The sequence below is a fragment of the Fibrisoma montanum genome (assembly GCF_003583365.1).
GTDB lineage: Bacteria > Bacteroidota > Bacteroidia > Cytophagales > Spirosomataceae > Fibrisoma > Fibrisoma montanum.
The window spans coordinates 469,816-482,021 of record NZ_QXED01000003.1; the positions used below are offsets into that span (position 1 = coordinate 469,816).

The following is a 12,206-nucleotide window of genomic DNA, read 5'->3' on the forward strand; positions in this document are numbered from 1 at the left end:
GTAACCCCGATCCGGCCGCTGAACGCCTGGCTTTTTAGAGCAGGTCATTATTTATCAACCATCTGAGGCTGCTCCTGGTGCTTTTCTTCCGGCTGCTGCGCTTTTTTCCGCAGTTCTTCCAGGCCTTTTTTGCCGTATGCCAGGCGGGTGATCCCCACGTAGAGCACCGGCACTACGAAGATCGCCAGTGACGTAGCCGCCAGCATTCCGCCCAACACGGTCCGGCCAATGGTGACCCGGGCCACCGCTCCGGCACCACTCGCAATAGCCAGCGGTAAAACGCCGAGGATAAAAGCCAGCGACGTCATCAGAATTGGGCGTAACCGCAATCGTACGGCTTCGAGGGTTGATTGCAGCAGGTCTTCGCCCCGGTCGACGCGTTCCTTCGCAAATTCCACGATCAGAATGGCATTCTTGGCGGCCAGACCGATGAGGGTAATCAGGCCGATCTGCGCGTAAATGTTATTGCTCAGGTACGGAAACAGGATTAGAGCCAGAATGGCCCCCAGGGCACCAATGGGCACCGATAGCAGCACCGAGAACGGCACGGACCAGCTTTCGTAAAGAGCCGCCAGGAATAGAAAGACGAAGCCAATGGACAGGGCGAAGATGTAGACCGAACTGTTTCCGGCCCCGATCTCCTCGCGGCTCAGCCCCGAAAAATCATACGAATACCCGGCGGGTAAAGTCTTTTCGGCTACCTCCCGCAGCGCCTGAATGGCCTGACCGCTGCTGTACCCTTCCCGCGCTCCGCCGTTCAGTTCGACCGACCGGAACAGGTTGAAGTGAGAAATCAACGGCGCGTTCTCGATCACGGACGTGGTCATGATGGTACTCAGCGGAATCATCTGCCCGGCCTGGTTCCTGACGTAGAAATCCTTCAGGTCTTCCACATCGGTTCGGTAGGCCGTATCGGCCTGCGCCACCACCCGGAACTTTCGCCCGTAGATGATGAAGTCGTTGACGTACTGGCTACCCAGATACGTCTGCAGGGTCCGGTACACGTTGCTGACCGACACGCCCAGCTTTTTCGCTTTGTCGCGATCCACTTCAACGCGATACGCCGGACTTTTGGCTGTAAAGTACGAGAAGGCGCGTCCAATTTCAGGCCGTTTGTTGGCCTCAGCCAGAAAGTTCTGCACCACACCATCGAACGCTTTTACGTCGTCGTTGGTCTGCCGCTGCTGAATCTGGAATGTAAAGCCGGAGCTTTGACCCAGCCCCGGAATGGCCGGCGGCTGAATCACCTGCACCCGGGCATCGTAGAGCCCCGACAAGGCCCGTTGCAGTTTGCCGACCAGCGAGTCGGCCTGCATACCCGATGCGGTCCGCTCCTCCCAGGGTTTCAGCTGAATAAAGATCGTACCGCTGTTCGACTTCGATGCGAACGTAATGGCGTTCAGGCCCCCCAGCGCCGAGAAGTGGTTTACGTAGGGCTGCTGTTTGAGAATATCCATCATCCGGTTCAGCACCACCAGACTCCGCGAGGTCGATGCGGCTTCCGGAATTTCGTAGGTTACAATCAAACGCCCTTCATCTTCCGTCGGGATAAAGCCGGTGGGTTTGGCCTGGAACAGGAGCGCTGTGCCAATGTACACCACCACCAGCCCAACCAGCACCAGCGGAGTGGCTTTGATCAGTCGTCTAACACTGTTAGAATACGACTCGGTAACCCGCCCGAACCACTGGTTAAACTTGTAAAAGAAGCGGTTAAGCCCTTTGGCATTCTCATCAATGTGCTGGGGCCGCAGCAGCAGTGTACACAAGGCCGGTGTCAGCGACAGGGCCACAAAAGCCGAGATCAGCACCGACATGGCGATGGTGATGGCAAACTGCTGATACAACCGCCCGACAATACCGGGAATGAAACCAACCGGAACGAACACGGCCGCCAGAATCAAGGCAATGGCGATAACCGGCGCCGATATTTCCCGCATGGCTTCAACGGTTGCGTCCCTCGGCGACATCCCTTTATCGATGTTGGTCTGTACGGCCTCCACAACCACAATGGCATCGTCCACCACAATACCGATGGCCAGCACGAACCCAAAGAGCGTCAACGTATTGATGGTGAATCCAAGCGGAATAAACAGGGCGAACGTACCGATGATGGATACCGGAATGGCCAGCAGCGTAATGAGCGTTGCCCGCCAGCTTTGCAGGAACAGAAACACTACAAGAATTACCAGACCAATGGCTTCCAGCAGGGTTTCGATTACTTCGCCGATAGACACCTGAATAACCGATACGGACTCGAATGGCACGACGTATTCGACATCCTTCGGGAACGTTTTCTTGAGTTCATCCATCGCTGAGTACACCCCCTTGGCCGTTTCCAGCGCGTTACTACCCGGCAGCTGGTACACGAGCAGGTAGGCAGCCCGGTTCCCATCCACGAACGAGTTGCTCGCGTATGAGAACTTACCCAGTTGCACCCGCGCTACGTCTTTAAGGTATACCAACGCCCCTTTTGAGGGGTCACTGCGGACGATGATGTCGTTGAATTCGCTTTCCTTGCTGAGTCGGCTGTTGGTAAAAACGGTGTATTCAAACGCCTGCGACGACGGCTGCGGAGGGCCACCCACCGATCCGCCCGCTACCTGCAGGTTCTGCTCCTGCAAAGCCGCGATCACCTCATCGGAGGTCATGCCGAGCTGCGCCAGCCGGTCGGGTTTCAGCCAGATCCGCATACTGAAATCATCGGCCCGGCTGAAAATATCCCCTACGCCATCGACCCGCAGCAACGCATCGCGGATGTAGATGTTGGCGTAGTTGTCCAGAAACGATACGTTGTGGGTGCCCTTCGGCGAATAGATGGCCACCAGCATGAAGAGCGACGGGTTCCGTTTCCGCACCGTTACGCCCAGCCGGTTCACTTCTTCTGGCAACTGCGGCTCGGCAATCCCCACGCGGTTCTGTACGTCCAGCGCGGCAATGTTCACGTCCGTTCCAACATCGAACGTAACGTTCATGCTCATCCGCCCGTCGTTGGTCGCGTTGGTCTGCACGTAGCTCATACCGGGCGTACCATTCACCTGCGTTTCAATGGGTGTGGCCACCGTCTGCTCCACCGTTTGCGCATCGGCGCCCGTATACGTACCCGTTACCTGCACAACGGGGGGCGTAATGTCGGGGTACTGACTAACCGGAAGTCCCAGAATGGCCAGTATTCCAAGCGCTACAATCACTACCGAAACCACAATCGCGGTTACCGGCCGTTTGATGAATATTTCTGCGAACATAGGTTTAAAAATAGAGAGGAAAGAAGGAAGGTGAAGCGGATGAAAGAGAGCCGAATGGGCTAACCCTCTCCTCCCTTTCATCCCCCTCCTTCCTCTTCTCCTTTGTTTATTTTACTGACGCCGTTTGTTTGCCGGCCGGCTGTTGCTGCGCACCGGCCTGACCCGGCGGATTTACCTGGACCACTGACCCTTCCCGGACCTTCTGCGTTCCCTCCGTAACAACCACCTCACCTTCGTTCAGTCCGTTTTTTACAATCACCTTATCGTTGATGCGGGCGCCCAGCGTTACTTTCTTCTGGGTTACTTTACTACTGTCGCCCACTACGTATACAAAGTATTCGCTCATCTGCTCCGTAACGGCCTGGTACGGGATCAGCAACTGGGGCGCGTCGGTGCTGTTTTTCACCAACACATTCCCGTTCAGACCTGCCTTCAGCTGCCCATCGGGATTCGGGAAGCCCAGCCGGATCCGGATGGTCCCCGTTTGCGGATCAACGGCCCGGTCGATGGTCAGAATCCGACCCGTGTACCCGTACCGAGTGCCGCTCGGCAGCATCAGCACGAACAGTGAATCGCGGGCCGACGGCTGCTGGCGCTGCAACTGGGCGAACCGCTGAATCTCGGTTTCGTCGATCGCAATGTCCACCGCGATCGGGTTGTCCGCCGAAATTGTATTCAACAGCGTTTGTCCGGGCGTTACGGCCGCGCCGAGCCGCACCTGTGAGATACCGATGGTTCCTTCGAAGGGCGCGTAGATCGTTGCGTACTCCAGGCTCGTCTGCACCTGCCGGACATTTGCCTGGGCCGCGGCCACCTGCTGTTCCGCCGATGCCAGCGTAGCCTGGGCGTTGTCGACCAGCTGCCGGGCTACGGCATCCTGCTGGGCCAGCGTATTGTAGCGTTCCGCGTCTTTCTGCGCCCGAACCAGGTTCGCTTTGGCGGCATTCAGATTCGCAATGGCCTGATCATAGCTGGCGCGATACTGCTGCTGATCAATGGTGTACAGTTTTTGTCCCTTCCGGACCCGCCTGCCTTCCTGAAAGAAAACCCCCGTGATGTAGCCCGACACCTGCGGCCGCAGTTCAACTTCGGTCACGGCCGTCACCGACGCCGGATAGGTATCGTAGTAGGTCGCGCTGCTTCTGGTCGCTTTTACGGCCGTAACGGGCGTTGGCGGGGGCGGCCCCTGCCGCTGCTGTTCCGATGTATTGCCACCACAACCCAACACGAACAGTGCGCCGAGGAGGATAAACGCTTGCTTATAATATGCACTCATATAATTGATCTAGTCGATGTCGTATGCTACTCGGATTCCTCCGCTCAGAACTGTATGGTACCCAGTGACCGCTGTACATCCAGTTTGCTCGACAGCACCTGAAACAGGGCGTTGTAAAGCGCCAGTCGCGCCGTTCGCAGGTCAGCTTCGGCAACGATCACATCCAGGTACGCTTTGATACCTGACCGATACTGCAGGCTGATGATGCGGTAGACATCCTGAGCCAGAACCAGGTTTTCACGCAGCGCGTTGTAATTGGCCAGATTCCCTTTATAATTGGCCAGCGCCTGAGCGTACTCGGCATCCACGGCACTGGTGAGAGCCGCCAGGTCCCACTGTAAGCGCCTGACCTGCAATTCGGCAATCTTTATCTGCTGCACGCGTCGCCCTCCCTGAAAGATAGGCACCCCCAGCGTCAGGGCGATCAGTGAATTAGGAAAACTTTGCGAGTAGAGTTGAGGAAATACGTTGTTCTGGTACAGAAAATTATAGTTTGCGTTGGCCGCAACCGTCGGCAGGTACGCCTGTTTGTTATACCGGACGTTGGCGTCGAGCAACTGCCCCTGCGTACGTAATAACTGGTACTCGATCCGGTTCTGCGGATTTACGAGCTGGCTGGTGTCCAGTGCCACTTCGCTGGCGACCTGAAGGGTATCGTACGTTACGGCCAACGGGTTGTTGGGCGGATACCCCATTAACTGTTTCAGGATCTGATATTTGGCCCCGACCAGATCGCGGTACTGCTTCAGCTGGGCCCGGGTATTGTTCAACGCGATCGTTGCCCGCTGGACGTCGGTTTTGTCAACAATGCCGCTCTGGTACTGGTTGTTGGCATCCTGCAGGCTCCGTTGCAGCCGATTGATGTCCTGATCCAGAATCTCGACCTGTCGCTGGGTAAGCACCAGGTCGTAGAAAGCCCTGCTTACGTTAACGACTACGTCGATCTTGTTGCTCACCGTTGTCTGATTGGCCTGCGCCCGGTAGGCGTCGGCGGTTCGGTTGGCCAGCAGCAGATCCCGGTTGAAAATATTCTGCGTCATTGAAAACGAAAACGCCGATGTGTTTTTCGCCCCCAGCTGCACTGGTCGCCGTTCGCCCGTTGCCTGGTCGGGAATAAGCGTTACGGGTAGCCGCAGAAAATGCTGAATGTTGTAGGAAAACCCGATCTGCGGATACCAGGCCGCGAGGGCACTTCGTACGTTCCGGTCGGTGATTTCCTGATCGATCAGCGTTTGCCGGACAATCGGCTGGTTTTGAAGCGCGTACTGGATGCAGTCAGTGAGATAAGCCGGTTCCGTCAGGCTGGGGGCTGTCGGTTGTGCAGAGGTTACAGTTGATAATGTCCAGACAAGGCAAAACAACAAAACAAACAAACAATATTTCATAGTGTAAGTAGGGCTGCCAATAAACCCCGTCAATACGATAGCACGTTATAGCCGATCGATGCGGCTAAACGGTATGCACGAAGTACAAACCACATAACCTTGCCTGTTTGTTCACTTTGCCAATTAAAATGTTGCAACACGGAACTTTTAATGGACAACAGGCTAAATAACTTAAAATCAACGCATTGAGCAATTTTACTTAAGCATACGCCGACAAACCGTCTGTCAGACTGACCGGTTGACCGTTTTTATGGCACCGTTAAAAATCCAAAATCTGATTAAATGTACTCCTCAAAAAATTTTTGTCTGATTTTGATACAATAGCCATCCGTGAGCAGATACCGTACCCGGCCGGCCTCACACGTACCGGAGACCGGCTCCGACCCGAACTCTGGCTTCCTATTTGTCAAAACCGTGCAATCGCCGTAATTTCGGGGCTTTACCAAGTACAACCTGGCCGTATGACTGACGCACCCAAAGAATCAAGTGAACGTTCGCTGAACTTCATTGAACAAATTGTTGAAGACGATCTTGCCAACGGCAAAAACGGGGGCCGGGTCCATACGCGGTTTCCACCCGAACCGAACGGCTACCTGCACATTGGCCATGCCAAGTCCATATGCCTGAATTTTGGGCTGGCCGACGAATACGGGGGCAAAACCAACCTTCGCTTCGACGATACCAACCCAACGACCGAAGATACCGAGTACGTTGAGTCGATCAAGGCCGACGTGCGCTGGCTGGGTTTTGACTGGGAACAGGAACTGTATGCGTCCGACTACTTCGACCAGCTCTACGCGTTTGCCGAAACGCTGATTCAGAAAGGGCTGGCTTACGTGGATGACTCGACCGCCGAAGAGATTGCCGCCCAGAAAGGAACGCCGACAGAACCGGGAACCAACAGCCCATACCGCGACCGGAGCATTGACGAAAACCTCGATCTGTTCCGTCGGATGAAAGCCGGCGAGTTTCCCGACGGTGCCAAAGTACTGCGGGCCAAAATTGACATGACCTCGCCGAATATGCACTTCCGCGACCCGATCATGTACCGGATTAAGCACGCGCATCACCACCGGACGGGCGATACGTGGTGCATTTACCCGATGTACGACTTCGCGCACGGCCAATCCGATTCAATTGAAAACATCACCCATTCCCTCTGTACGCTGGAATTTGTCGTTCACCGGCCGCTTTATGAGTGGTTTATTGACAAACTGGACATCTTCCCCTCGCGGCAGATCGAGTTTGCCCGCCTGAACCTGACCTATACCGTCATGAGTAAGCGGAAGCTGCTTCAGCTCGTGAACGAAGGGCACGTGAAGGGCTGGGACGATCCGCGGATGCCAACCATCTCGGGCCTGCGCCGGCGCGGCTACACCCCGGCCAGCATTCGCGACTTCTGCGACCGGATTGGCGTGGCCCGGCGCGAAAACCTGATCGATGTGGGTTTGCTGGAGTTCTGCATCCGCGAGGAGCTTAACAAAACTACCGACCGCGTCATGGCCGTAATCGACGAAAAGCCCTTGAAGGTTGTGCTGACAAACTACCCCGAAGGCCAGACGGAGATCATGAAGATCGAAAATAACCCCGAAGATGAGTACGTGACTGAACGCGACGTACCGTTTAGCCGCGAGGTGTATATCGAGCGGGATGACTTCATGGAAAATCCGCCGAAGAAATACTTCCGGCTGTTTCCGGGCGGCATGGTTCGGCTCAAGGGAGCTTACATCATCAAATGCGAGGAGGTTGTGAAGGACGATGCCGGCGAAATCATTGAACTGCGGTGCACGTACATCCCCGAAAGCCGGTCCGGCTCTGATACGTCGGGCATCAACGTAAAAGGAACGATTCACTGGGTATCGGTGCCCCACGCGGTTGAAGCCGAGGTCCGGCTGTACGACCGGCTGTTTACAGTCGAGGACCCGTCGAATGAAGAAGTGGAAGGCCGCCCCGTCGATTTTAAAGAGTTCATTAACCCGAATTCGCTGCAGGTTGTGCGGGCGTTCGTGGAGCCGAGCCTGGCTCATGCGCAGCCGGGCAATGCACTGCACGGTGGCCGCTTCCAGTTCATGCGTAAAGGGTATTTCTGCGTCGATCCGGATTCAACGGAGGGCAAACTGGTGTTTAACCGGACCGTGACGTTGAAAGATACGTGGGCGAAGGAAGTGAAGAAAGGGTAAGCTTTTGCAATGGTAAGCGGCTCAGAAGTTTACTTTTGAGCCGCTTTATTGAAGCTGTTCAGGCTTTCAATCTGAACGTGTTTTTTGTCATTCAGACGCAGCCGGGCACACCTATTCAACGAAGAAGGGGTTGAATACGTGGTTCTAGGCGGCCATTTTGACGGTAATGATTTTACCCGCATTCCTAATTATTTGTCGTTTAGTCGTCAGGATGGTTGGATTGACTGCCTGACTTTGAGCCTTAAACGAGATGAGCCTGATTCAGTCCGGCTCATCTCGTTTAAGGCTCAAAGTCAGGCAGTAGTTTGTAGGTCTTTTACTTCCAGCAGCAGCGTCCACTGCTCCGAGTCGAACCAGTCGCGAAGGGGTATATCAATCAGGTCGTGATCGATGGCGTAGTGCAGGGCTTCCATGACGCGGGCGTGTTGATCCGCTGAATACCCCACTTTCGTGTAATAGTCGGCCAGGAACCGCTGTTTATCGGTAGCGAGCAGCGAACAGCCCTGGCCGGTGGTGGAGTCACGGATCAGAATGGGATACGTATTCCAGAACTCCAGGGCTGCTTTCTCGCGATCCGGCTCGAACAGATCGGCGCGGACCTCGTCGGTCAGCACGAACAGATCGACGTAGTAATAACCCGATTTGTTCAGGTTCAGCAGGAAACCGCGATCTACCAGTTCACCAATCTCTTCGGCGGTAAAACCCGGCCCTTCCTGGCCAAATTTATACATGGTAGCGTACTGACGGGAATGAATCAGAAACAACAGCAGGTACTGATTAGGCGTCAATTTATACCGACACAAAGCGTCGATATTCATTTCTATAGTTTTCATTACGGTACAAGTTTTGTGAGTACGGTTCTGATCGGCAGGAACCCCGTTGTGGCTGCGTATTATTTCGCAACCAAGTCCCTGATTCATCTTCTATGCAATCTAATGTAAAAACTCATTTACCCGCCATTTAATTCTGACTTTTTCTCAATTTAACGAATTTTAACCACACTCATCCTGACTTTACAGACAATCCAAAAAAGTTTGATTCGATACTTTTCTCTATAAAAGAAACACTTGCCTGAATGACGGACAACAACTTTTTCGCAGGTACCTTGCGTTTATAAGCCTATGCATCAGGATGTAGCCGAATTGAATATACTTCGGGAAGCTGTTTACCGAGTGATGCCATTGACCGAGCCGGTATGGAACGACTTTGCGGCCGGCTGGCAACCGGTTTCGTATAAACGTAAGGAAGTCATAACAGCCGCCGGTGAGGTTGAACGGTACGTTTATTTTGTGCTGGATGGACTACAGCGTATATATCACATTGGAGAAAACACCCGGGAGGCTACGTTGCTTTTTTCGTACGCCCGGACGTTTTCAGGCATTGCCGATTCGTTTCAACTCCAGCAACCGTCGCGCTTTTACCTCGAAACACTGACCGCCAGCCGCATGCTCCGACTGTCGTTTGGTGATTTCTCGGACCTTATGGAGCGGCATCCCTCGCTGGAGCGCTGGGGGCGACTCGCTACGGCCGGGGCTCTATCGGGCCTGCTCGAACGGTACGTCGACATCCTGACCTTCAGCGCTGAGGAAAAGTTTCGGGGGTTGCTGACCCGCAGCCCGCACGTGCTGCAACTGATTCCCCATAAATACCTGGCGTCGTACCTAGGCCTCGACCCGGCTACGTTCAGCAAACTCCTGGCATCGGTAAAACTATAGCCGCTCCGCCATAGCTTTGTTCGAAAGATTTCCGCCAGCCATCAAAATCTTGGCCTGGACCAAGATTCCCGATTACGCCATCGTGTAGGTTTGCCCCATCAACCAGCAACCCGTATGACTCAGTATTCAAGTCAGCTATTACTTTGGCAACTCGCCGACGATGTGAACACAGTTCGTCAAACCATTGATTATGAATTTGGCTCGCTTTCGGCCGCTGAACTGCTGCTACGGCCCGACCCGGCACAATGGAGCATTGCCGAATGCCTCGAACACCTCAACACCTACAGCCGCTACTATGTACCCCGTATTGCACTGGCCATCCGGGACGGTGAGCAGCGGCAGCGTTTGGCTACACCGACGTTCGACAGCAGCTGGCTGGGCGATTACTTTGTACGGATGATGGAACCACCGGCTGAGGGTAAAACTGGAGCCCGGTATAAAGCAGCCGCCAAACACCGGCCTGCCTCCAACCTGAATCCGGAGACCGTTCGGCTTGAGTGCATTCAACAGCAGGAGCACTTATGGGATTTGCTGCAACAGGCCCAGCACGTGGACATTGGCCGTCTGAAGATTCCGATTTCCCTGACCCGCTGGATTCGGCTCAGCCTGGGGGATGTGCTGCGGTTTGTCGTTGTGCATGAACAGCGGCATCTGCTTCAGGCCCAGCGCGTTCTGCACACGTTTCAGGTAAGCTAAGCGTTAGTTTGAACGGTACAGGCACGAGCACCTTACCCCATTCGTTTAAACCGCCTGGCCATCGCGGACGTTTACTCTTCTGTTTGCTTTGTACATGAACGCTTCAGCCGCCCGTTTTCCGATAGAATTAGTTGTCGCCCGATACCACGAGCCACTGAACTGGCTGCGCAAAGTGCCGAAAACGGTGCAGATAACGGTGTACGATAAGCACGAGCGAGACCCCTACCCCGGTGCTGTTCCGTTGCCTAATGTCGGCCGGGAGGCTCATACGTACCTGCATCACCTCGTTACCCGCTATGACAGCCTGGCCGAGTGGACGGTTTTCTGCCAGGGGAAACCGTTTGATCATGCCTACGATTTTCACCACCAGCTGCGGGCGTTTGCCGCGAATCCCGCCGATATCGGCTCTTTCCGTTGGCTGGGCCACATCATCGATACCGACGACGACCAGGGCGAACGCTTATTCCGGCAATGGAGCAAGAATGACGATCAGCGCGGACTGGACATCCGGGGGTTTCACCGGGCGCTGTTTGGCAGCGAAGGCCCCGGTTTATATTCGTTTGTGCTCGGGGCGCAGTTTGCGGTGCATCGGGACGTAATCCGGCAGCGGAGCGTGGCTTTTTACGAACGGGCTCTGGAACTGACCGTTACGTTTCCGGATGCGGCTCATTGCTTTGAACGTACCTGGGACCGGGTGCTGGGGGTTGTTGGCATCGACCCCGTCTGGCTCAATGGCCGCCTGACGGTGTATCTGAAACCCGTTCGAAAAGTAGAGCAGGAAACCTCAAACCATTGAGAACAGCCCGGTAAAATGGCAGGGTCTATTCACAAAGTCAACCGGTCAGCAAGGCCAACCGGTGAGCTTGTTTGATAGACAAATTATACAAACGGGTATTATTCGGGCAGTCTCCTTTTAGTGATGGAAACCGCGATCGCCGGCATTGTACCGAGCGATTGTACTGGTATTTTAAACAACCGCCGGACAACACCTGGTTGTCCGGCGGTTTCACTTCCTGAACAGGTTAACAGACGCCTACTTCCGGGGGGGAGTCGTCGTGCTGCCGCTGGTGCTGCTGCCGCTAGTACTTGTACCGCTGGAACTGTTGTTGGTGGAGTTGTTCCGACGATCTCTGCGGCTTTGCCGTTGTTGTGTATTCGACGGGCTTGTTGTGCTGCTACCCGACGTACCATATGTTGACCCCGTACCGGTCGTACCCTGGGTGCCATACGTCGTTCCAGAATTATTCATCGTACCGGTTGTCCCACTGGTTGTGCCGGTCGTACCATTCACGGTGCCGGTGGTTCCCTGTCTCTGCGTACCATAGGTGGTGCCCTGTGTGCCCTGTGAGCCCTGCGTTCCATACGTAGACCCTGTGCCGGTCGTACCGGTCGTGCCGGTGGTTCCCTGCGTCCCCTGGGTGCCGTAGGTTGAATTAGTCGTCGTGCCGGTCGTACCGCTCTGGGTGCTTTGCTGGGTAGACCCCTGCGTACCATACGTAGACCCTGAACCGGTGGTTCCCGATCCGGTCGTGCCTGTATTACCTGAATTCGTTGTCTGTGCGTTGGCGCTGAACGTGGCGATGGCCATCAACAGGGCGCCGGCTACTACTACCTTTTTCATAATTTGAGCTATTAGAACGTATCAATGATTACTTGTACATCTTTTTAACTATCCTGGCGGAATAAAGTCTTTAAAAACTATAGATTTATTA

Annotated in this window: 9 protein-coding genes; 4 read left to right on the forward strand and 5 right to left on the reverse strand. The window is 54.8% G+C overall.

What is annotated here, in order from left to right; all coding sequences use genetic code 11:
- Positions 1 to 47 precede the first annotated feature (47 nt).
- The 3 genes from DYU11_RS11995 to DYU11_RS12005 all read right to left on the reverse strand — a co-directional run bounded on the left by DYU11_RS11995 (position 48) and on the right by DYU11_RS12005 (position 5,903).
- Positions 48 to 3,242 carry an efflux RND transporter permease subunit gene (locus DYU11_RS11995; RefSeq protein ID WP_119667908.1) on the reverse strand — a complete coding sequence of 1,065 codons (3,195 nt, stop codon included), beginning with the start codon at positions 3,240 to 3,242 and terminating at the stop codon, positions 48 to 50.
- A gap of 106 nt (positions 3,243 to 3,348) precedes the next feature.
- Complete coding sequence (locus DYU11_RS12000; RefSeq protein ID WP_119667909.1) at positions 3,349 to 4,518, reverse strand: efflux RND transporter periplasmic adaptor subunit; 1,170 nt, start codon at positions 4,516 to 4,518, stop codon at positions 3,349 to 3,351.
- Between the two features lie 44 nt (positions 4,519 to 4,562).
- Positions 4,563 to 5,903, reverse strand: a complete 1,341-nt coding sequence (locus tag DYU11_RS12005; RefSeq protein WP_119667910.1) for a TolC family protein — start codon at positions 5,901 to 5,903, stop codon at positions 4,563 to 4,565.
- A 461-nt stretch (positions 5,904 to 6,364) separates the two neighbouring features.
- On the opposite strand from DYU11_RS12005, the gene DYU11_RS12010 reads away from it, so the two are divergent.
- Complete coding sequence (locus DYU11_RS12010; RefSeq protein ID WP_119667911.1) at positions 6,365 to 8,083, forward strand: glutamine--tRNA ligase/YqeY domain fusion protein; 1,719 nt, start codon at positions 6,365 to 6,367, stop codon at positions 8,081 to 8,083.
- Between the two features lie 293 nt (positions 8,084 to 8,376).
- Here DYU11_RS12010 and DYU11_RS12015 read toward each other — a convergent pair whose 3' ends face one another.
- A complete protein-coding gene (locus DYU11_RS12015; RefSeq protein WP_147367929.1) occupies positions 8,377 to 8,916 on the reverse strand; it encodes a hypothetical protein in 540 nt (179 codons plus the stop codon).
- Positions 8,917 to 9,204: 288 nt separating this feature from the next.
- Here DYU11_RS12015 and DYU11_RS12020 point away from each other — a divergent pair, with 288 nt between their 5' ends.
- The 3 genes from DYU11_RS12020 to DYU11_RS12030 all read left to right on the forward strand — a co-directional run bounded on the left by DYU11_RS12020 (position 9,205) and on the right by DYU11_RS12030 (position 11,290).
- Positions 9,205 to 9,798 (forward strand): Crp/Fnr family transcriptional regulator, encoded by a 594-nt coding sequence (locus tag DYU11_RS12020; protein ID WP_119667913.1) that lies wholly within the window; start codon positions 9,205 to 9,207, stop codon positions 9,796 to 9,798.
- 114 nt (positions 9,799 to 9,912) lie between these two features.
- Complete coding sequence (locus DYU11_RS12025) at positions 9,913 to 10,494, forward strand: DinB family protein (protein WP_119667914.1); 582 nt, start codon at positions 9,913 to 9,915, stop codon at positions 10,492 to 10,494.
- Between the two features lie 94 nt (positions 10,495 to 10,588).
- The gene (locus DYU11_RS12030; protein WP_119667915.1) at positions 10,589 to 11,290 is read left to right on the forward strand and encodes a DUF3431 domain-containing protein; all 702 of its coding nucleotides are present in this window, start codon (positions 10,589 to 10,591) and stop codon (positions 11,288 to 11,290) included.
- Between the two features lie 237 nt (positions 11,291 to 11,527).
- Here the strand turns inward: DYU11_RS12030 and DYU11_RS12035 are convergent, their stop codons facing one another.
- Positions 11,528 to 12,115 carry a hypothetical protein gene (locus tag DYU11_RS12035; RefSeq protein WP_119667916.1) on the reverse strand — a complete coding sequence of 196 codons (588 nt, stop codon included), beginning with the start codon at positions 12,113 to 12,115 and terminating at the stop codon, positions 11,528 to 11,530.
- Between the last annotated feature and the right edge of the window lie 91 nt (positions 12,116 to 12,206).